The following is a 19,931-nucleotide window of genomic DNA, read 5'->3' on the forward strand; positions in this document are numbered from 1 at the left end:
AAGTCGCCTGCAGAATTGTATACATGGATGTTGATTTTACTTGGAGCTTTCAGCTCGAAGCTTACCGCTCAATTGCTCACTATTTTTTGAAAGGCTGTACACATAGGCAGCTAGCAATTGTACTTTGTCGTTGCCCAGCAACTCGTTCTGCGCTGGCATGTGTCCTTGGCGACCGTGGCGAATGGTCTGCTCCAATTGCGTCAGGCTGGTGCCGTAAATGAAGCCGGCCGGATGGGTCAGGTTCGGCGCGCCCATCGCCGCAGTCCCCTGGCCGGTGGCGCCATGACAGGCGACGCAAGTAGTGCTGAACGCCTGCTGCCCGGCCTGCAGATCCGCCTTGCTGTCGGCGGGTAGCGGCAGGCCGGCCAGTTCGTGGCGCACATAGGCGGCAACGTTTTTCACGCCGGCCTCACCGAGCACTTCGCCCCAGGCCGGCATCGCCGCCATCCGCCCACCCATGATGGTGGTCTTGATGGTTTCTGCGTCGCCGCCCCAGCGCCAGTCACTGTCGGCGAGATTAGGGAAGCCGAACGCGCCCTTGGCATCCGAGCCGTGGCACACCGAGCAGTTGGAGGCAAACAGACGGCCGCCCATCTTCAGCGCCTGCGGGTCCTTGGCCACTTCCTCCAGCGGCATTGCAGCGAACCTGGCAAAGATCGGCCCGAAGCGGGCGTCGGCCTTGTTCATTTCCTTTTCCCACTCATGCACGCCGGTCCAGCCATCCTCGTAACCGGGCAGGATGCCTTTCCAGTTGCCCAGGCCCGGGTACAGAATCAGATAGCCCACCGAGAACACCAGCGTGCCGGCGAACAGCATGAACCACCACTGCGGCAGCGGGTTGTCGTACTCCTCGATGCCGTCGAAGCTGTGGCCCATGGTTTGGTCGACGCTGCCTTTGGTCTCGCCCCGACGGGTGCCGATCAGCAGCCAGGTCAGGCCGATCAGGCTGCCAATGGTCAGTACGCAGATCCACGTACTCCAGAAGGTGGTCATGGCCGGGTACTCCTTGTTTCAGAGGCGGGGGTTGTGTCGGGCAGTGGTTCGTCGGCGAACGGCAGCAGTCGTGCTTCGGCAAATTCCGCGCTGCGCTTGCGGTTGAACACCCACAAAGTCAGGCCGACGAAGGCGACGAACACCACGACCGTGCCGAGGCCGCGTATCAGGCCAGTGCTCATTTCAATGACCATGGCTCACCTCTTGCTCTTGATCGCAGTGCCGAGCACTTGCAGGTAGGCGACGAGGGCGTCCATTTCGGTTTTTCCCTTGAGGCTGGCGACCGCGCCACTGATATCGTCGTCGGTGTACGGCACGCCGAGGGTGCGCATGGTCTTCAGCTTGGTTTCGGTGTGGCTGCTGTCGACCGCTTGCGTGACCAGCCACGGGTAGGCCGGCATCTTCGATTCCGGTACCACGTTGCGCGGGTTGTACAAGTGCGCGCGGTGCCAGTCATCCGAGTAGCGCGCACCCACGCGGGCAAGGTCCGGCCCGGTGCGTTTCGAACCCCAGAGGAACGGATGATCCCAGACGCTTTCGCCGGCCACTGAATAGTGCCCGTAGCGTTCGGTTTCGGCGCGGAACGGGCGGATCATCTGCGAGTGGCAACCGACGCAGCCTTCGCGGATATAGATGTCGCGCCCTTCCAGTTGCAGCGCGGTGTAGGGCTTCATACCTTCCACCGGTTTGTTGGTGACGTCCTGGAAGAACAGCGGGACGATCTGGGTCAGGCCGCCGATGCTCACGGCGAACACCATCAGCAGCATCAGCAGGCCGACGTTCTTTTCAATCGTTTCGTGTTTCATGGCGGACTCCTCAGGCCATCTGCGCGGCAGCGACGACGTCGGCAGGCTGCGAGGCCCGCACGGTGCGCCAGGTGTTGTAAGCCATCAGCAACATGCCGCTCAGGAAAATCGCCCCGCCGATCAGCCGCACGACAAAGCCCGGATGGCTGGCCACCAGGGTTTCGACGAAGGAGTAGGTCAGCGTGCCGTCCTCGTTGACCGCGCGCCACATCAAGCCCTGGGCGATGCCGTTGACCCACATCGAAGCGATGTACAGCACGGTGCCGATGGTCGCGAGCCAGAAGTGCGCATTGATCAAACCGATGCTGTGCATCTGCGCCTTGCCGAAGATTTTCGGGATCATGTGGTACAGCGCGCCGATCGAAATCATCGCCACCCAGCCGAGGGCGCCGGCGTGAACGTGGCCGATGGTCCAGTCGGTGTAGTGGGAGAGGGCGTTGACAGTCTTGATCGCCATCATCGGCCCTTCGAAGGTCGACATGCCGTAGAACGCCAGCGACACCACGAGGAAGCGCAGGATCGGGTCGCTGCGCAACTTATGCCAGGCACCCGACAAGGTCATCATGCCGTTGATCATGCCGCCCCAGCTCGGTGCCAGCAGAATCAGCGACATCACCATGCCCAGCGACTGCGCCCAATCCGGCAGCGCGGTGTAGTGCAAGTGGTGCGGGCCGGCCCAGATGTACAGGGTGATCAACGCCCAGAAGTGCACGATCGACAAGCGATACGAATACACCGGACGCTCGGCCTGTTTCGGCACGAAGTAATACATCATGCCGAGGAAGCCTGCGGTGAGGAAAAAGCCTACGGCGTTGTGGCCGTACCACCACTGCACCATGGCGTCGGTGGCGCCAGCGTACAGCGAATAGGACTTGGTGAAACTCACCGGCAGCTCAAGGTTGTTGACGATGTGCAGGATCGCCACGGTGATGATGAAACCGCCGAAGAACCAGTTGCCGACATAGATGTGCCTGGTCTTGCGCTGCATGATCGTGCCGAAGAACACGATGGCGTAGGCGACCCAGACGATGGTGATCAAGATGTCGATCGGCCACTCCAGCTCGGCGTATTCCTTGGAGCTGGTGTAACCCAGCGGTAGGCTGATCGCCGCCAGCAGGATCACCAATTGCCAGCCCCAGAAGCAGAACGCGGCGATTTTTGGTGCAAACAGTTGTGTCTGGCAGGTGCGTTGCACCGAGTAGAACGAACTGGCAAACAGCGCACAGCCACCGAAGGCGAAGATCACCGCGTTGGTGTGCAGCGGGCGCAGACGGCCGAAACTGGTCCAGGGCAAATCGAAGTTGAGTTGCGGCCAGACCAATTGAGCGGCGAGAAAAACCCCGAGGCCCATGCCGACGATGCCCCACACCACCGTCATAATGGCGAATTGGCGGACCACCTTGTAGTTGTAGGCGGTACTGATAGAAGTGTTCATGGTTCCCCATCCACGGTTCAGCCGAAGTGAGCGCGCGCAAACCGCGCGAATCCTTCGCCTGGAGTTATAGGCAGACTAAAAGCGAGGCAAGCATGGACAAACAGCACAAGGCCAGTATTGACGGGGATCAATGGGCGCAGTGTGTGCGTGATCATGGGTGGCTTTGGGATGCCGCTGTTGGTGAGGCTTCGGCGACGTTGATCCTGGCGCATGGGGCGGGGGCGCCGATGGATAGCGACTGGATGAATGACATGGCGGGGCGCCTTGCCGGGCTTGGGGTCAACGTGTTGCGGTTTGAGTTTCCGTATATGGCGCAGCGGCGGGTTGACGGTGTGAAGCGGCCGCCCAATCCTGCGGCGAAACTGTTGGAGTGCTGGCGGGAGGTCTTTGCGGTTGTGCGGCGTCATGTCGCTGGGGTTTTGGCTGTGGGCGGGAAATCGATGGGCGGGCGGATGGCCAGTTTGCTGGCGGATGAGTTGGGTGGGGATGCGTTGGTGTGTCTGGGGTATCCGTTTTATGCGGTGGGCAAGCCGCAGAAGCCGCGGGTTGAGCATTTGGCTTCGTTGCGTACGCGGGCGTTGATTGTGCAGGGGGAGCGGGATGCGCTGGGCAATCGGGAGGCTGTTGCGGCTTACAGCTTGTCTCCGAGTATTGAGGTGTTTTGGTTGGCCTCCGGGGACCATGATTTGAAGCCGCTCAAGGTTTCTGGCTTTACGCATTCGGGTCATTTGGCGAGTGCTGCGCAGAAGGTGGCTGAATTTCTCCGAGGCTGATTTTGAGCCGGGCCGGATTTTGCGTTGCATGAAGATCGGCTCCCTTCCCCCCTCGCCCCCTTGGGGGAGAGGGTTGGGGGGAGGGGGTTCGCTTTTGATCTTGCTTTCGAGGGCATATCCGTTGCTGCGGTAACGGCCACTTAGGGTTCCGCCCTTACGGCGGGTCACCTTTTTCAAACGCCAAAAAGGTAACCCAAAACGCTTGCTCCTACGTTCGGCCCTCGCAGGCTCGGGTCCCTTCGCTCCGGGATCGATCCGGGCGCAGCGGCTACGGTTTGCTTCGCTGCACCTACTTCCGCTGTGTCTGGCTGCGCCAGACGGTCGCTGCGCTCCCACGCCCGGATCAATCCCTCCACTCAGCCTTCCGACGTCGCCGGTGAGTCAAGATCAAAAGCACTCGAGCTAACGCTCATTGTTGAGTGGTTAAAAGCCGGTGGATGGCTTTGGTTTTGTGGTGTGGCTGCCCCTCATCGGAACGCCGCCCGCCCAGCCCTCTCCCCCTGGAGAGGGAGCCGATTTGTGGGGCTTCAGAAATTACGTTCGCCTCGGTATTTCACGTCGGCGCATCTCTCACATCCACCCCGGTCAGTCCCCTCTCCCTCTGGGAGAGGGCTAGGGTGAGGGGCTTTTGATTTTCAAACTCAAGTTCGACTCGGTATTTCAGGCCGGCGTACCTTTCACATCCACCCCGGTCAGTCCCCTCTCCCTCTGGGAGAGGGCTAGGGTGAGGGGCTTTTGATTTTCAAACTCAAGTTCGACTCGGTATTTCAGGCCGGCGTACCTTTCACATCCACCGCGGTCTGTTCCCTCTCCCTCTGGGAGAGGGCTAGGGTGAGGGGCTTTTGATTTTCAAACTCAAGTTCGACTCGGTATTTCAGGCCGGCGTACCTTTCACATCCACCGCGGTCTGTTCCCTCTCCCTTTGGGAGAGGGCTAGGGTGAGGGGCGATTTCGCTGAAAGGATGAAGAGCTGTAAGCCCTCACTGTCCGGCATTTTCTTTGCGTAAACATGATTTTGTGCGTGCGTTTAAAGTACACGAGCCGTTACGCCATAACGGCTACAACTCCTTGCGCCGTTGCCTACGCGTACGCCAGAATCCGCCGGCTTACACGGCTATAGGGCGGGCTATATCGTTTGCCGGTCACTGCAAAACAGTGATCGGGTTTGGTAGCCCGCTTTAAATTGTCGTTGTCGCGACACCGTCGATGCTGTCTCTTTTTTTGAGATGTGGCTTTGTATGGTGGGCATGCGTGGGGCTCCTCCGTGAGCGCCGGGTTACCCAATTTGACCGGTCTACCAACCCGCGCATGGCCGCCACCCACCGTTTGGTAGCGAGGGTGATGGCTCCCATTTTCAAATTGGAGCTTTATCTATGTTCAAAATCACACCCAACCCACCCGTCACCGACCAAATCCCTCACGATCCAGCGCTGACCCCGCAAAAGGTCAAAGAAGCCACTGATCGCGCCCTCGATTACTACCTCAAACCTGAAGACCTGGCGGCTGCGTCAAGCTCGCCGAGAAATCGCCCGGTCTATCTCGTCGACCCTTCGCTGGATGACGAAACCCTGCTGGTCGAGGCGAGCGCGTCGCTTTCATATGCTCGTGCGATGGCCGGCAACATCGCCCACTCGATAGGCGGCCCGGAGCGTAAACCGCTGCTGGCGCTGCAACAGGTGATCATGCTGAACGAGCTGCTGGTCAATCGCCTGCTGGATAAGCTGAAGTTGCCTCAATAATTTCGCTGGCTGTAATGGCCTCATCGCGAGCAGGCTCGCTCCCACAGGGGTTGTCGTCGGCACAAATCTGTGATCCCACTTCGTTCCGAAGTGGGAGCGAGCCCTGCTCGCGAGGGTGGTCTGCCAAGCACTATCAATTTCAGACACCTAATAAAAAAACCGGAAGCTTTCGCTACCCGGTTTTGCAGGATCAAATGATCGCAGCCTGCCACAGCTCTTACGGATGATCGGTATGGGCGGTGCGCAGGTAGCGATCTTTCGCTTGTTGCCGGTCTCGATCAGCTCTTTGAATCACAAATCATCCAGATCGGGAAAGATAATCCTGCCTAGTGCCCAGGGTTCAACGATTTCAGAATGCACGGTGCGCAAAAATGACCCCCACTCGCTTCGGTTATGAGCATCCGGGCCGGTGATTGTCAGTAGCAAGTACTCATCCCGAAAAGCGTCATAGGCATAAATTAGCCAAAAGTCATTGTCAGCATCATTTACCAATGTTGTCCGGTAATACTGACGATTGATTTTTGCCCATCGAGCCTGCAGTGCCTGTGTACTGGCAAGGTGGATATGGTGCATGTCGCTCAGATCGAGTCGTTCATCCCGCCCGAAGATGGCAGGTAATTCATCGCAGATTTTGTAGTTGTAAAAGTGTGCAGCGAAGTTTTGCCAGTTATTGATTCGTTCAAAAAGTGCAGAGATTTTGATGGCTGGCATTCAGGCCTACTTTGTGATCGGTAGCCTGCCAGTGATCACAAATTTATCGAACACTTTCTGCCCATCACGCGCGGCTTGCCGAACATCGAGGAATGTCAGCTCTTCACGAACTTCCTTTTTGCTGGGTTTGTCGGTTTTTCGGGTGGTGGCCATCGGAGCCTCCGAAGGATGTGTATTCATGCTGACCAGCTTATGTGAATAAGTTTTGACCCGCAAACGATAGAACTTGGTCTGAGCGAGCACCAGTCGGCGCATTCTGGGCGAGTTGTAGGCAGTGTCGGCATTGCTTGAGTGAGATCGTCGTCGGCAGAGAAGGCCTCTTCGCGAGCAGGCTCGCTCCAGGGGATCGTGACCGGGTACATAAACCTGTGATCACCGCAGATCCAATATAGGCCTTCGCCTGTTCGCGATGACGATCTGCCGGCCCCCAAAAATTCCAGATCACAAACAAAAAGCCCGGAAGCGCTCGCTTGCCGGGCTTTCAAGTGTAAAAAAGGGCGACGCGGGATGGCTGCTATTTCAGCGTCCCGTCGCTGCCTGCTTCACGCTTTTACTCGTTCAAATCCTTGACCAGATAGTCGCCGACGATCTGCGAAACACCGGTCAACGCGGTGCGTACCAGTTCCGGTTCGGTGCGATAGCGCAGTGGCTCGTAACCGTAGGTGTTGGCGCCGTTAAACGCGGTGATCGGTTCGTTGCGCTGCCAGATCAACTCGTCGCTGCGCTTCATCACGCCGCTGACCGCGATGGTCGGGTAAACCACGCTGCTGAAGCCTTGGGTCAGGGCGAAGCCCCAGTTGAATACGGTCAGTTCAATCTGCGCGTCCGCCGGTTCGTTGTCGCCGACGATTTTGAAGCGGCCGCTGGCGGCGAGTTTTTCTTCGAAACTCTTCTTCACCAGGTCGCCGAGGTTGATATTGGCGGTTTCCATGTTGTACAGGATCGCATCGACGGTCGACATGGAAGCCAGGTCGCCGGCCTTCAAGCCAGCGGCAAAACCGGCACCGCCGAGTGCCGCCGTACCGATTTTGCCAGCGCCCGCCGCCAGACCTACGCCGGTGCCGACGCCTGCGCCAATGGCGGCGCCCCATGCTTGTTCGCGGCCCATATAGCTCATTTCCCGCGGTTTCCATGACACCGGGAGGATTTTCACGGTGTGGATCTGGGTACGGTATTCGGGCTTGAATTTCTGGTTGGCGCATCCGGCCAGGAACAGAACGGCGAACATCAGGACAGCGAACTTCTTCATGAAGGACTCACAACAAGGAACGGATTTGCCGAGGTTGTCGTCCGCATGCAGGAATTCTGAAGGGGTGATGCATATTAATGTGCCACTATCGCCCTCGAGAATGCTCGGAAGCGACTGGACATGGAGTGATGATCCTGGGAGGCATAAAAGGCGTTATCGCGATCAGGCTCACTCCTACAGGAGGCCGGGGCCGGATTCTGGCGCAGGTGTAGGCAGTGTCTGCATTGCTTGAATGAGATCGCCGTCGGCAAAGAGGGCCTCATCGCGAGCAGGCTCACTCCTACAGAGGATCGGTGTCAGGCACCTGATCTGTGGTCGCCGCGAGTCCAATGTCGGAGTGAGCCTGCTCGCGATGGCGGCTTGCCAGACCTCACAAATTCCTGATCAAAAAAGAAAAAACCCGGAAGCTCACGCCATCCGGGTTTTTTCATTCCAGCCTTGATCAGCGGTTGAACCGCTCCACCAACGAATACTGGGTATTGGCCGTCTTGGTCAGTTCTTCACTCAGCAACGCCGAGTTATGCGCCTGTTCCGAGGTCTGGTCCGCCAGTTCCGAGATGTTGCTGATGTTGCGGCTGATCTCTTCAGCCACCGCACTTTGCTCCTCGGTCGCGGCGGCGATCTGGGTGGTCATGTCGGTGATGTTGGCGACTGCTTCGCTGATGCCGACCAGTGCCTGATCCGCTTCCAGCACTCGCGCGACACCTTCTTCGGCCTGGCGGTGCCCGGCTTCCATGGTTTGCACGGCGCTGGAGGCGGTCTGCTGCAGCTTGGCGATCAGCGCATGAATCTGGCCGGTCGATTCGCTGGTGCGTTGCGCCAGTTGGCGTACTTCGTCAGCCACCACGGCGAAGCCGCGACCCATCTCGCCGGCGCGCGCCGCTTCGATGGCGGCGTTGAGGGCGAGCAGGTTGGTCTGGTCGGCGATGCCTTTGATCACGTCGACCACGCCGCCGATTTCGTCGCTGTCCTTGGCCAGTTGCGTCACGGTGAGGCCGGTTTCGCCGACGACCACCGACAGGCGCTGGATGGCTTCGCGGGTTTCGCCGGCGATGTCGCGGCCGCGGCCGGTCAGACGATTGGCTTCCTGGGTGGCGTCAGCGGTGCGTTGTACGTGGCTGGCGACTTCCTGGGTGGTGGCGGCCATCTGGTTGACGGCGGTGGCGACCTGTTCGGTTTCCACGCGCTGGCGTTCCAGGCCGGTCGAGCTGTTGTGCGCCAGGGCGTCGGACTGCTTGGCCTGGTCGGTCAAGTGTTCGGCGGTGTCCTGCAGGCGGGTCAGGCAGGTTTTCAGGCGCGCTTCCTGGCTGAGGATCGACATTTCCAGACGCGCTTGTGCGCCACGGCTGTCGGTGTACATCTGCGCGATCAGCGGGTCGGAGGTGGTCTGTTCGGCCAGGCGCAGCAGGCGTTTGAGCCCGCGTTGCTGCCATTGCAGGCCCATCAGGCCCAGCGGCACCGACAGCGCGGCGGCGAGGGCGAAGCCCCACTGCGAAGTCAGGGTCGCGCCGATCATGAAGCTCAACTGGCTGACCAGAATGAACGGCAGCCAGTCCTGCAGGATCGGCAGCCATTTATCGGTGGATGGAATCGCCGACTTGCCCTGGTTGATGCGTTGGTAGAGCGCTTCGGCGCGGCGGATCTGCTCGGCGGTGGGCTTGACACGCACCGACTCGTAACCGATCACCTGACTGCCATCAAACACCGGTGTGACGTAGGCGTTAACCCAATAGTGGTCACCGGATTTGCAGCGATTCTTGACAATGCCCATCCATGGCAAGCCTTGTTTCAATGTGCCCCACATGTGCGAGAACACCGCCGACGGCACGTCAGGGTGACGGACCAGATTGTGCGGCGCACGGATCAGCTCCTCACGCGAAAACCCGCTGATTTCGACGAAAGCGTCGTTGCAGTAGGTGATCACGCCCTTGGCGTCGGTTGTGGAAATCAACCGTTGCTGTGCCGGAAAAGTCCGTTCGCGTTGTGTGATGGGCTGGTTATTACGCATGTTGTTCAATCCGCAAGGCTTTGAAAGGTTGTCGGCGCTGACAGGTTTTTATTGAAGTTTTTTTTCAGATTTAAGTACGGCGTCGCAAAACAGCGCTTGCATCAATTGGCCAGCATCGGATACGCATTGGCAATCCGCGACTGGTTTTTCTTGAAGGATTTTTTACACGGGGGCGGGGCGAGTGCATGGAAGTGCGGCGATAACCGGGTGCAGCCCCCAGTGACGATCAACCGCGGTCCCCTGAGTGAGCCTGCTCGCGATGGCGGTATGTCAGCCACATTTATATTGACTGACACACCGCCATCGCGAGCAGGCTCACTCCTACAGGGTTTTGTGTTGGGCTGAGGGATCAGCGCACGTTGAGTTTCGCTGCTGCGCGCTCGGTAATTTCCGTGCGCAACTTCAACGAAGGCGCGGCGCGCAGGCGGGCCTCATCGATGATCGCACTCGGCGCACTGTCCGGGCTGCCCGCGTTGAACGGCGGCGCCGGCGCGTATTCCAGCTGCAACTGCACCAGTTGCGCCGTGTCCGCATCGACCAGTTCCGCCGCCAGCACCAAGGCAAAATCGATCCCCGCGGTGATCCCGCCACCGGTAAACAGATTGCCGTCACGCACCACCCGATCCTTCACCGCAATCGCGCCCAGTGTCGGCAGCAGATCGTGGTACGCCCAGTGCGTGGTCGCGCGTTTGCCTTGCAGCAGGCCTGCCGCGCCGAGCACCAGCGAACCGGTGCAAACGGAAGTCACGTAACGCGCCTGAGCGGCCTGATGCTTGATGAAATTCAAGGTTTGCTCATCTTCCATCAACGGCCCCACGCCGCCACCGCCAGGCACGCAGATCACATCCAGATGCGGGCAATCCTCGAACGTGGTGGTCGGTTTCAACAGCAGGCCGGTGCTGGCGGTGACCGGCATCAGATCCTTCCAGACCAGATGCACCTGCACGCCCGGCAGCGAGGCGAGTACGTCGTAAGGGCCGGTCAGGTCGAGTTGCTGTACCTGTGGAAACAACAGAAAACCGATCTGCAAAGTCATCGTGCTTACTCTCATGAAAAGGGCTGGACGGCTTCACTGTAGGCGCGTAGGTTCTGGCGCATACGCCAATCACCCCACGAATTACGCCAAAATGCCCAAAGCCATTCACGTGCTCGCGTTCGCCAACGTGCAGATCCTCGACGTCACCGGGCCGTTGCAGGTGTTTGCCTCGGCCAATGACCTGGCCCGCCAGCGCGGGATGCCAATCCCCTATGCGCCAACGGTGATTGCCAGCGGCGGCGGGGCGGTGATGTCGTCGGCGGGGTTGGCAGTGTTGGCCGAACCCTTGCCGAGCGAGCCCAGCGATACCTTGATCATCGCCGGTGGCTGGGGCATCTATCCCGCCGCTGAAGATCTGGAACTGGTCGACTGGGTGCGCCAGCACGGCAATCAGTGCCGGCGCGTGGCCTCGGTGTGTACCGGTGCGTTTCTGCTGGCGGCCAGCGGCTGGCTCGACGGCCGACGCGTGGTAACCCACTGGACACGCTGCGAGCAACTGGCGCAGCAGCACCCGAATCTGCACGTCGAGGCCAACCCGATCTTTATCAATGACGGTCCGGTCTGGACCTCGGCGGGGGTCACCGCCGGCATTGATCTGGCATTGGCGATGGTCGAAGAAGACCTCGGCCGCGACATCGCGCTCGACGTCGCCCGGCATCTGGTGGTGTTCCTCAAGCGTCCCGGCGGACAATCGCAATTCAGCGTGACGCTGTCGTTGCAAAATCAGGGCAATCGCTTCGATGAACTGCATGCCTGGATCGCCGAACACCTCACCTGCGATCTTGGCATTGCGACCCTGGCCGAACAGGCCGGCATGAGCGAACGCAGTTTCGTCCGTCACTACCGCGCCGACACCGGCCAGACGCCGGCGCGGGCGATTGAACTGATTCGCGTGGAAACTGCCAGGCGCTTGCTCTGCGACACCGGCCTGCCGGTCAAACGCATCGCCGCCAATTGCGGGTTTGGCAGTGAAGAGACGCTACGGCGCAGTTTTCTCCGTGCCATTGGCGTGACACCGCAGGCGTATCGCGAGCGGTTTTCAGTCAGCGCTGCAACAGATCCAGTATTGCCTTGAGGGTTTGCTGCGGCGCTTCCTCGGGGATGTTGTGCCCGACGCCGGCCAAGACGCGCCGCTGATAAAAGCCGCTGAAATGTTCGGCATCGGCATCCACCGCCGAAGGGGGACCAACGCCATCATCGGCACCGCACAGTGAAATGCTCGGTACGCTGATCACCGGTTGTTTGGCAAGCGCATCTTCCATCCATTCCAGTGCCGGATCGCCCGCCGCGTAGCCGAAACGATGCCGGTAGGAATGAATCGCCACGTCGATAAAATCAGGATTATCAAAAGCGGCAGCCGTCAGTGGGTAGCGCTCGTCCCTTCGCGGCCATGTCGGCGACCACAGCCGCCAGAGCAACTGGCATAACTCTCGGCGATTTTGCCTCAGACCCTCGGCGCCACGCGGCGTGTGGAAGTAATACTGATACCAGAGCCGATGCTCGTCTTCTGGGGCCAATGGCTGATTCGAATGGGCGATGTCCTGCACGAGGTAGCCGTCGCCGCTGACCAATCCGCGCACGCGTGCCGGAAAAAGCGCCGCGACAATGCACGCCGCCCGACCGCCCCAATCGTAACCGCAAAGCATCGTCTGCTCGATGCCCAGCGCATCCATCAGATCGAGCAGGTCTTGCGCCATGGCGGCTTGCTGGCCAGAGCGCAGTGTTTGCTCGCTGTTGAATCGGGTCGGCCCATAACCGCGCAAGTACGGCACAATGACGCAATAGCCTTGTGCAGCAAGTACCGGAGCGATTTCGTCATAGGCGCGCGGAGAGTACGGGAAGCCGTGGAGCAGAATCACCGCCGCACCGTCGGCCGGTCCGTGCTGTTCGTAGGCGATGGTCAGGGTTGGGGTAAGCACGGTCTCGATCATGATTGACCACTCCGTTTCAATCGCATTCAAGAACTCTGGACCTGCGGTCAGCCTGCTCGGCTCGACTCAACCGACGAGACGCATGCCAACCAGGCTCTAAGCCTCGACTTCTGCCACCTGATTGAAATACTTCGTCCGATCCGGGGTAAACGTCACCACCATTTTCGTGCGCGTGCACGTCAGTGAATGTTCGGCGTTCAGATCGATATTCAAGTCCTCGCCGCGCAGTCCTTGCCACTGCGCCAGGTATTTCAGCGAGCCGTACTTCTCGAGTTTTTTCAGGCTGCGACTGACGCCACCTTTCCAGCCAAGTACCGGCAATTCGCCGTCCAGGCACTGCAGGGCCAGTTGCGGAAAGCGTACGGCGCGCTGGCGGCCGACTTCCCAGCACTTGATCAGACCCTGGTCGGTGTCTTCCCAGAGTTCGCTGCGGGTCAGGCCGGTGCGAAGAGGGGAGTCGATACTGCGTTGAATAGTTCGGGACATTCTGCTTCCTTGAATTTCGGGTTTTGTTGGACAGCTCCGCTGGCCCGTTGCGCTGGATGTTAGGGGCGGATGTAACGGCTGGCAACAAGGTATTTCGGGGTGTAAGTGCAAGTTACCGAGGAAGCCTTACCTGCAATTTGTCAGTTTTCAGGCGGCCTCGTTTTACACACACTGCCGCCAAACGTCACCGCCGCGGGGAGCGGCGGTGACGTGCAGTGCTAGCAGGCGTTGAACGAGTGTAGGACGGACTTTGGCAAAATGCGTTCAAGCAGCGATTTGTCTGACGAACTGTAGCGAAGAATCGACTGTTTACGGCTGCCAGCTGCTCTTTTCTCCGCTCAGTTTGCGATCAAGAAAGCTCGCCGCACTGATCAGCGCCAGGTGCGTCAGTGCTTGCGGCGTATTGCCCAAATGCCGGCCATGGCTGTCGAACTCTTCGGCGTAAAGGCCCAGCGGGTTGGCGTAACGCAACAGTTGTTCGAATTCCAGATGGGCTTTTTCCACCTGCCCGGCGCGGGCCAGGCATTCGACGTACCAGAACGAGCACGCCGCGAAGGCGCCTTCGGTGCCGGTCAGACCATCGATGTTGTTGTCGTCGTTGCGATAGCGGTAGACCATGCCGTCGCGCACCAGGCTTTTCTCGATTGCTTCGAGGGTCGACAGCCAGCGCGGGTCCTTGGCGCTGACAAACCGCACCAGCGGCATCAGCAGCATCGAGCCGTCGAGCGCGGTGCCGCCCTTGTACTGCACGAAATGCCCGCGTTGTTCGTCCCAGAAATTGTCCCAGATGTCAGCGTAGATCGCCTGCCGGGTCTGATCCCATTGAGTGAAAGGCGCGGGCAGCGAGCGTTTCGAAGCCAGGCGGATAGCCCGGTCCAGTGCGACCCAGCACATCAGCCGTGAGTGTAGAAAGTGATGTTGCTCACCGCGCATTTCCCAGATGCCGACGTCCTTGGTCTGCCAGGTCTCACACACCTGACCGACCACTTCGCAGACATGTTTCCAGCCTTCGTGAGAAATCGCATCGCCGTATTTGTTGACCAGATACACGGCATCCATCAGCTCACCGAAAATATCCAGCTGGATCTGATCGTAAGCCTGATTGCCGATGCGCACCGGTTGCGCACCGCCGTGTCCGGACAGGTGCGAGAGTTCGGTCTCGGGCAATTCCTGTTGGCCGTCGATGGCGTACAGAATGTTCAGCTTCATCGGTTTGCCGCAGCAATCGCTGACGCGCCCGCGCAGCCACTGCATGTAGTGGTTGGCTTCGTCGACGAAACCCAGGCGCATGAAGGCGTACACGGTGAACGAGGCGTCACGGATCCAGGTATAGCGATAGTCCCAATTGCGTTCGCCGCCGCGTGATTCCGGCAGGCCGAAAGTCGCAGCGGCGAGGATCGCGCCATGGCGTCTCGAAGTCAGCAGCTTGAGCGCGAGGGCCGAGCGGTTGACCATTTCACGCCAGCGCCCGCGGTAGTTGGACTGGCCGATCCAGCCGCGCCAGAACTGCAAGGTGCGTTGCAGGCACAACTGCGCTGCGCCGTCCTGAAAGCGCGGATCGTCTTCGGCGCCGAGGATGAATTCGGCGCTTTGCTGGTGGGTCAGGGTGAACGTGGCGACCGCCGCTTCTGCGTCGATACTCAGTGGCTGATCGGCGGCCAGGCGCAGTGACGGCTGACCCTCGGCGCGGAATACCACGGTTTGCCCGTCCATGTGCGCACGGGTGTCGGCGCGAGCATAGTCGTGGCGCACGGCGCAGCGCATATGAAACGTCGCCTCACCGCTGACCACCCGCACGCGGCGCAGCAACACCGGCAAATCGTCCGGGTTGTCGGCCACCGGCAGCAGATCGGTGATTTCGACCACGGCGCGTTCGTTCAGCCAACGGGTTTGCAGGACGTTGGTGTCGGGCAGGTAAATCTGCTCACGGCGTGCGTCCGGCAAGTCCGGCGCGAGCTGGAAGATCCCTGCTTCGGGGGTGTCCAGCAATGAACAGAAAATCGACGGGCTGTCGAACTCCGGCCAGCAGAAAAAATCCACGCTGCCGCGGTCGTTGATCAGCGCGGCGCTGCGCATGTCGCCGATGATGCCGTGAGCATCGATGGCGCTTTGTCGTTCCAGAGGATGCTCAGCCATTGCCGCGAAACTCCGGATAGAGGCTCATGCCGCCGTCGATGAACAGGGTGGTGCCGACGATATAGTCCGAGGCATCCGAGGCGAGAAACACCACGGCATTGGCGACGTCTTCGACATCGCCGATACGGCCGTAGGGAATCAGTTCGAGAAGTTTGTCTGCGGCGTCGTCGGCGGTGGCTTTGGCGTTGATCGCCGTGCGAATCGCCCCCGGCGCGATGCCGTTGATGCGAATGCGCTGATGGCTGACTTCTTGCGCCAGAGTTTGCATCAACTGATCGACGCCACCCTTGGATGCCGCGTAATTGACGTGCCCGGCCCAGGGTATGCGCTGATGCACCGAACTCATGTGAATGATCTTGCCGGCTGCGCGCGACACGCCTTCGCGAATGCCCTGACGATTGAAAATCCGCAGGGCGGCGCGGGCGCAGAGGAACTGGCCGGTGAGGTTGACGCCGATCACCGTGTTCCAGTCCTCCAGCGTCATGTCCACCGCTGGCGCATCCTTTTGCAGCCCGGAATTGGCCAGCAGAATGTCCAGCGTACCGAAGGCGTCGAGGGTTTCGCTGAACAGCCGTTCGACCTCATCCTCCTTCGACACATCGGCGCCGATGGCAAGCGCCTGACCGCCATCGGCAATGATCTGCCGGGCCAGTTCTTCTGCAGGTTCAGCGTTGCTGTTGTAGTTGATGACGACCGCGGCGCCGGCTGCGGCGAGGGCTTTGGCACAGGCGTGGCCGATGCCGGAGCTGGCACCGGTGACCATCGCGACTTGTCGGGCGAGGGAAATCTGCATGGAAAGTTGCGCCTTGAGTGAGGGCTTACCTAGCTGACTGGTGGTGTGGCGCCAGAGTTCATTTGGCGCAAATGTCGGGATGGTTTTGCTGGCGTCTTCGCGAGCAGACTCGCTCCCACAGGGGATTGGTGTGCACCGCACATTCAAAGTGGGGAGCGTCTTTCACATTCCACCAACAATTGCGCGCTTCCCCCGCGCCGCGAGCCTATGGCAACGTGTCGGCCCTTGATGAGGCAGCAACCGATGGCAAATCCTTACCGCGAATTGTTCAACGCTCCCGGCGCGCGAAATTTTGTGCTGGCCGGGATGATCGCGCGCATGCCGATCTCCATGACCGGTATCGGCGTGATCACCATGCTTTCGCAACTCAAGGGCGGCTATGCGCTGGCCGGCGGCGTGGCGGCGACGTTTGCCCTGGCCACGGCGTTTTGCGCACCGCAGGTGTCGCGGCTGGTTGACCGTTTCGGTCAGGGGCGGATTCTGCCGTTGTCGGCGCTGATCGGTGGCGGGGCCCTGTTGCTGTTGCTGTTGTGTACCCGGTTGCAGGCACCGAGCTGGACGCTGTTCGTCTTTGCCGCGCTGGCTGGTTGCATGCCGAGCATGTCGGCGATGGTGCGGGCGCGCTGGACCGAAATCTATCGCGGTCAGCCACAATTGCAGACTGCCTATGCGCTGGAGTCGGTGCTCGACGAGGTGTGTTTTATCGTCGGCCCGCCATTGTCAGTGGGGCTGTGCGTGGCGGTGTTTCCCGAAGCGGGACCGTTGGCGGCGCTGCTGGCACTGGCAATCGGTGTGAGCGCATTCGTCGCGCAGCGCAGCACCGAGCCGCCGGTGCATGCGCATGCGTCTGAACATCACGGCTCGATCATCGCCTCGACCGACGTGCAACTGCTGCTGGCCCTGATGATTGCCATGGGCGTGATCGTCGGTGTGGTCGATGTGGTCAGCGTCGCGTTCGCGCAACACCAGGGGCAACCGGCGGCGGCGAGCATCGTGTTGTCGGTGTATGCGATCGGCTCGTGTCTGGCGGGCATCGCCTTCGGCGCGATGCGTTCGAAACTGCCGTTGCCGCGTTTGTTTTTGTACGGCGGGGTGGCGACGGCGGTGACCACGTTACCGTTGTTGCTGGCGAGCAATATTGTCAGCTTGTCGGTGGCAATGTTCGTGGCCGGGTTGTTCTTTTCGCCAACACTGATCGTGGCCATGGCCTTGATCGAACGCATCGTGCCGCCGGCCAAATTGACCGAAGGCCTGACCTGGCTGGTCACCGGTTTGAGCATTGGTGTGGCAATTGGCGCGGCAGGCTCCGGGGCATTGGTCGATGCGTTCGGTGCGCGCAGCGGTTTCTGGCTGGCGATTGCCGCAGGGGCGGTGGTACTCGGCGCTGCGGTGCAGAGCTTCCGCCATTTGAAATAGATCGCAGTTGCAGGCGTGAGCCTGCTCGCGATAGCGGTGTGTCAGTCAATATGATTTTGAATGATAGACCGCTATCGCGAGCAGGCTCACTCCTGCAGAGGGCTTGTTACCAGCCCCGGCCCGAATTCACCCAGAAATTCACTGACAGCGACGTCGACACCGACTCCACCTGATGGAACCAGCCCTCAGGGAGGAACAGCAGATCCCCGGCCTCCAGGGTCACCCGCAGAAACGGCACGTCGCGCGCGGCCGGGAAGCGCTGGTAATCCGGTGCATCGGGATTGAAATCGCAACCATCCAGTCCGCCTTTCGGTGCCGTCGACCACGTGCCCAGCGCTTCACGATGATGCGGCGCGGCGAGGGTGAATGTTTTCTGCCCCCAGACCTGCGCGAACAAATTATCGGTGTCGTCACGGTGCAGCGGGGTCAGCGTGCCTTTCGGGCCGATCCAGATGCGTGGCGGGATGAACTGCGCGGCATCGAAGTAAGGCGGGTACTTGATCTGTTGCAGCAGTTGCGCCGGGAGAATGTTGTTGCCCATGTAGGCGGGCGGCTCGCCATCTGCGCTTTTCGTCGTCGGTTGGTCCAGTGAGGCGATGAATTCGGCCATCGAGGTCGAGCGAAAATCTCGCTCGGTGGAGAAGGTCTTTTTCACATAATCGCCGTGCCGGGTGATGCCCTGCAGCTCGGCGAAATGCACCAGCGATTCTTCGCGGCTGAGCTTGAACAGCGGCCAGTCGTGCAGCGCATTGCTGATGACCAGCGGAATGCCATTGGGCAGGTAACGGCTTCGGAATTCGGCCACCGACAGATCGCTGCGCGCAATGCGTTCGACGCTGCGTTGCGTCGGCAGGCCGGCGGTGAGTTGTTCGCTGAAGCGCGGCGGCGTCGGGTAGCGTTTGTTCATGTCGACCTTTTCCGCCACCGCGCCGCCGTGCATAGCGTGCTCGATGATCTGCGGCAGCAGCGTCGCCAGGCCCATGTTGCCGCCGATCTTCAGGCGGCCGCTGGCAAACAGTTCTTCGACGTTGGCGATGCCGCCCATGATCCCGAGAAAATCCTTCTCCGCGACTTCGATGGTCACGTCCGGGCTGGCGTGGCGGCCAGCCTCGGTGCGGCTGCCAGCCTTGACTTCGGACCAGTAGGCCTGCTGCGGACCGAACACGAATTGAAACACGCCTTCGATGCCGACAGCGCCGGCATTGGCGAACAGTTTGCCGAGAATGCTCTGCAGGTCCACGGTGATCCCTCGTTATTGGTTTTGGCCTGAACAGTTAACGAGCAGTCGTTTGGGCAATTTACTGGCCGGCGACTAATTTGCCCGCCCGCGCATCCGTTTCTCTCTACAGATGAATTTTTCGAGGGAAGCGTGGTGACTCAGTTGACCCTGCTGTGCCTGCCGTATTCCGGCGCCAGTGCCATGGTCTACAGCCGCTGGCGGCCGAAGTTGCCGCAGTGGCTGCGCCTGCAACCGGTCGAGCTGCCGGGGCGCGGCGCGCGTTTTGGCGAACCGCTGCACACCGATATGCGCGTGCTGGCGATGCAACTGGCCAGAGAATTACGGCCGACACTGCATGCACCCTATGCGCTGTTCGGCCATAGCCTCGGCGCCTTGCTGGCCTGTGAAATGGCCCATGCCTTGCGCGCGCTGGGCTGCCCGGAGCCGGTGGCGCTGTTCGCTTCGGGCACGGCGGCGCCGTCCCTGCGTGCCGATTACGATCGCGGCTTTGCCGAACCGAAAACCGATGCCGAGCTGATCGAGCAACTGCGCACACTCAATGGCACCCGCGAAGAAGTGCTCGCCAATGAAGAACTGATGAGCCTGACCCTGCCGATCCTGCGCGCCGATTTCCAGTTATGCGGCAAATTCGAGCCGGTGCAGCGCCCGCTGCTCAACTGCCCGGTGCACGTGCTCGGCGGCAAGGCCGACCGCGCCACCACCGAGCAGTTGATCGGCTGGAGCCAGGAAACCCACGGCAGCTTCTCGGTAGACATGCTGGCCGGCGGGCACTTCTTCATCCACGAACACGAAGCCAAAGTGCTCAAGGTGATCAAGGATCAGCTGGAAAGGCATCACCGCCGCCACGCCATCGCCGCAACCGCTTGATGAACACCAAACCCCTTTGGGGGCGAGCTTGCTCCTGCACTGGTTGTTCGCCGAACCACAAATTTCCGCTCATCCTCAAATCCCGGTAGGAGTGAGCCTGCTCGCGATGGCGTTGTATCAGTCGATAGTGATGTCGCCTGATCCACCGCCTTCGCGAGCAGGCTCACTCCTGCAAGGGTTTTGTGTGGGCCTGAAAGCCCTCGGTAGTCTCGTCTGACAGTTGTTCTCATTCGCTAATTTTTCCGGTCTGCATTCGTTTTACAGGGATGACGTGCCTTTGTGCTTCCTGCCTACTGATCCGGATGCTGAGAA

The 19,931-nt window shown here is 60.3% G+C and carries 19 protein-coding genes; 5 read left to right on the top strand and 14 right to left on the bottom strand.

Annotated elements, in window-relative coordinates; all coding sequences use genetic code 11:
- Nucleotides 1-36: 36 nt before the first annotated feature.
- From ccoP to ccoN, 4 genes are read right to left on the bottom strand one after another with little or no spacing between them, the layout of a single operon-like run.
- Nucleotides 37-993: a cytochrome-c oxidase, cbb3-type subunit III gene (ccoP, locus tag BLU52_RS07530; protein WP_090282589.1), complete on the bottom strand. Its 957-nt coding sequence runs from the start codon at nt 991-993 to the stop codon at nt 37-39.
- Nucleotides 990-1,187: a cbb3-type cytochrome oxidase subunit 3 gene (locus BLU52_RS07535; protein ID WP_090282590.1), complete on the bottom strand. Its 198-nt coding sequence runs from the start codon at nt 1,185-1,187 to the stop codon at nt 990-992. Before BLU52_RS07535 ends, ccoP begins: the two co-directional genes overlap by 4 nt.
- 3 nt (nt 1,188-1,190) lie before the next feature.
- Complete coding sequence (gene ccoO / locus BLU52_RS07540; protein WP_090282591.1) at nt 1,191-1,799, bottom strand: cytochrome-c oxidase, cbb3-type subunit II; 609 nt, start codon at nt 1,797-1,799, stop codon at nt 1,191-1,193.
- A 10-nt stretch (nt 1,800-1,809) separates the two neighbouring features.
- Nucleotides 1,810-3,234, bottom strand: a complete 1,425-nt coding sequence (gene ccoN, locus BLU52_RS07545) for a cytochrome-c oxidase, cbb3-type subunit I (protein WP_090282592.1) — start codon at nt 3,232-3,234, stop codon at nt 1,810-1,812.
- A 92-nt stretch (nt 3,235-3,326) separates the two neighbouring features.
- On the opposite strand from ccoN, the gene BLU52_RS07550 reads away from it, so the two are divergent.
- Both BLU52_RS07550 and BLU52_RS07555 read left to right on the top strand, forming a co-directional pair.
- On the top strand, nt 3,327-4,007 hold the full coding sequence (locus BLU52_RS07550; RefSeq protein ID WP_090282593.1) for an alpha/beta family hydrolase: 681 nt from the start codon (nt 3,327-3,329) through the stop codon (nt 4,005-4,007).
- Between the two features lie 1,373 nt (nt 4,008-5,380).
- Nucleotides 5,381-5,746, top strand: a complete 366-nt coding sequence (locus BLU52_RS07555; protein ID WP_090282594.1) for a DUF6124 family protein — start codon at nt 5,381-5,383, stop codon at nt 5,744-5,746.
- A 291-nt stretch (nt 5,747-6,037) separates the two neighbouring features.
- Here BLU52_RS07555 and BLU52_RS07560 read toward each other — a convergent pair whose 3' ends face one another.
- The 5 genes from BLU52_RS07560 to inhA form a co-directional block, all read right to left on the bottom strand.
- Complete coding sequence (locus BLU52_RS07560; RefSeq protein WP_090282595.1) at nt 6,038-6,457, bottom strand: type II toxin-antitoxin system YafO family toxin; 420 nt, start codon at nt 6,455-6,457, stop codon at nt 6,038-6,040.
- Between the two features lie 6 nt (nt 6,458-6,463).
- Entirely contained in the window at nt 6,464-6,610 is a 147-nt protein-coding gene (locus BLU52_RS26780) for a hypothetical protein (RefSeq protein WP_163005103.1), read from the bottom strand.
- 397 nt (nt 6,611-7,007) lie between these two features.
- Complete coding sequence (locus BLU52_RS07570) at nt 7,008-7,706, bottom strand: hypothetical protein (RefSeq protein WP_090282597.1); 699 nt, start codon at nt 7,704-7,706, stop codon at nt 7,008-7,010.
- A gap of 442 nt (nt 7,707-8,148) precedes the next feature.
- Nucleotides 8,149-9,714, bottom strand: a complete 1,566-nt coding sequence (locus BLU52_RS07575) for a methyl-accepting chemotaxis protein (protein ID WP_090282598.1) — start codon at nt 9,712-9,714, stop codon at nt 8,149-8,151.
- Nucleotides 9,715-10,063: 349 nt separating this feature from the next.
- Entirely contained in the window at nt 10,064-10,750 is a 687-nt protein-coding gene (inhA, locus tag BLU52_RS07580) for an isonitrile hydratase (protein ID WP_090282599.1), read from the bottom strand.
- Nucleotides 10,751-10,841: 91 nt separating this feature from the next.
- On the opposite strand from inhA, the gene BLU52_RS07585 reads away from it, so the two are divergent.
- Nucleotides 10,842-11,825 (top strand): GlxA family transcriptional regulator, encoded by a 984-nt coding sequence (locus BLU52_RS07585; protein ID WP_090282600.1) that lies wholly within the window; start codon nt 10,842-10,844, stop codon nt 11,823-11,825.
- Here BLU52_RS07585 and BLU52_RS07590 read toward each other — a convergent pair.
- From BLU52_RS07590 to BLU52_RS07605, 4 genes are all read right to left on the bottom strand, one after another.
- On the bottom strand, nt 11,794-12,681 hold the full coding sequence (locus BLU52_RS07590) for an alpha/beta fold hydrolase (protein WP_090282601.1): 888 nt from the start codon (nt 12,679-12,681) through the stop codon (nt 11,794-11,796). The two genes, BLU52_RS07585 and BLU52_RS07590, sit on opposite strands and share 32 nt — an antisense overlap.
- Nucleotides 12,682-12,777: 96 nt before the next feature.
- Entirely contained in the window at nt 12,778-13,167 is a 390-nt protein-coding gene (locus BLU52_RS07595; protein WP_090282602.1) for a hypothetical protein, read from the bottom strand.
- A gap of 309 nt (nt 13,168-13,476) precedes the next feature.
- Nucleotides 13,477-15,303 (bottom strand): glycoside hydrolase family 15 protein, encoded by a 1,827-nt coding sequence (locus BLU52_RS07600; RefSeq protein WP_090282603.1) that lies wholly within the window; start codon nt 15,301-15,303, stop codon nt 13,477-13,479.
- Entirely contained in the window at nt 15,296-16,096 is an 801-nt protein-coding gene (locus BLU52_RS07605) for a glucose 1-dehydrogenase (protein ID WP_090282604.1), read from the bottom strand. The genes BLU52_RS07600 and BLU52_RS07605 overlap by 8 nt, the downstream gene beginning before the upstream one ends.
- Before the next feature lie 243 nt (nt 16,097-16,339).
- Here BLU52_RS07605 and BLU52_RS07610 point away from each other — a divergent pair, with 243 nt between their 5' ends.
- Nucleotides 16,340-17,512 carry an MFS transporter gene (locus tag BLU52_RS07610; protein ID WP_090282605.1) on the top strand — a complete coding sequence of 391 codons (1,173 nt, stop codon included), beginning with the start codon at nt 16,340-16,342 and terminating at the stop codon, nt 17,510-17,512.
- 106 nt (nt 17,513-17,618) lie between these two features.
- Here BLU52_RS07610 and BLU52_RS07615 read toward each other — a convergent pair whose 3' ends face one another.
- Complete coding sequence (locus tag BLU52_RS07615; protein WP_090282606.1) at nt 17,619-18,752, bottom strand: cupin-like domain-containing protein; 1,134 nt, start codon at nt 18,750-18,752, stop codon at nt 17,619-17,621.
- Between the two features lie 129 nt (nt 18,753-18,881).
- On the opposite strand from BLU52_RS07615, the gene BLU52_RS07620 reads away from it, so the two are divergent.
- Complete coding sequence (locus BLU52_RS07620; RefSeq protein WP_090282607.1) at nt 18,882-19,619, top strand: thioesterase II family protein; 738 nt, start codon at nt 18,882-18,884, stop codon at nt 19,617-19,619.
- The last annotated feature ends 312 nt before the right edge of the window (nt 19,620-19,931 follow it).

The sequence above is a fragment of the Pseudomonas granadensis genome, assembly GCF_900105485.1.
GTDB classification, from domain to species: Bacteria; Pseudomonadota; Gammaproteobacteria; order Pseudomonadales; family Pseudomonadaceae; genus Aquipseudomonas; species Aquipseudomonas granadensis.

Excerpts from the sequence above, each read along its gene's own strand:
- ccoP (WP_090282589.1), bottom strand. The coding sequence starts at position 993 with ATGACCACCTTCTGGAGTACGTGGATCTGCGTACTGACCATTGGCAGC.
- BLU52_RS07535 (WP_090282590.1), bottom strand. The coding sequence starts at position 1,187 with ATGGTCATTGAAATGAGCACTGGCCTGATACGCGGCCTCGGCACGGTC.
- ccoO (WP_090282591.1), bottom strand. The coding sequence starts at position 1,799 with ATGAAACACGAAACGATTGAAAAGAACGTCGGCCTGCTGATGCTGCTG.
- ccoN (WP_090282592.1), bottom strand. The coding sequence starts at position 3,234 with ATGAACACTTCTATCAGTACCGCCTACAACTACAAGGTGGTCCGCCAA.
- BLU52_RS07550 (WP_090282593.1), top strand. The coding sequence starts at position 3,327 with ATGGACAAACAGCACAAGGCCAGTATTGACGGGGATCAATGGGCGCAG.
- BLU52_RS07555 (WP_090282594.1), top strand. The coding sequence starts at position 5,381 with ATGTTCAAAATCACACCCAACCCACCCGTCACCGACCAAATCCCTCAC.
- BLU52_RS07560 (WP_090282595.1), bottom strand. The coding sequence starts at position 6,457 with ATGCCAGCCATCAAAATCTCTGCACTTTTTGAACGAATCAATAACTGG.
- BLU52_RS26780 (WP_163005103.1), bottom strand. The coding sequence starts at position 6,610 with ATGGCCACCACCCGAAAAACCGACAAACCCAGCAAAAAGGAAGTTCGT.
- BLU52_RS07570 (WP_090282597.1), bottom strand. The coding sequence starts at position 7,706 with ATGAAGAAGTTCGCTGTCCTGATGTTCGCCGTTCTGTTCCTGGCCGGA.
- BLU52_RS07575 (WP_090282598.1), bottom strand. The coding sequence starts at position 9,714 with ATGCGTAATAACCAGCCCATCACACAACGCGAACGGACTTTTCCGGCA.
- inhA (WP_090282599.1), bottom strand. The coding sequence starts at position 10,750 with ATGACTTTGCAGATCGGTTTTCTGTTGTTTCCACAGGTACAGCAACTC.
- BLU52_RS07585 (WP_090282600.1), top strand. The coding sequence starts at position 10,842 with ATGCCCAAAGCCATTCACGTGCTCGCGTTCGCCAACGTGCAGATCCTC.
- BLU52_RS07590 (WP_090282601.1), bottom strand. The coding sequence starts at position 12,681 with ATGATCGAGACCGTGCTTACCCCAACCCTGACCATCGCCTACGAACAG.
- BLU52_RS07595 (WP_090282602.1), bottom strand. The coding sequence starts at position 13,167 with ATGTCCCGAACTATTCAACGCAGTATCGACTCCCCTCTTCGCACCGGC.
- BLU52_RS07600 (WP_090282603.1), bottom strand. The coding sequence starts at position 15,303 with ATGGCTGAGCATCCTCTGGAACGACAAAGCGCCATCGATGCTCACGGC.
- BLU52_RS07605 (WP_090282604.1), bottom strand. The coding sequence starts at position 16,096 with ATGCAGATTTCCCTCGCCCGACAAGTCGCGATGGTCACCGGTGCCAGC.
- BLU52_RS07610 (WP_090282605.1), top strand. The coding sequence starts at position 16,340 with ATGGCAAATCCTTACCGCGAATTGTTCAACGCTCCCGGCGCGCGAAAT.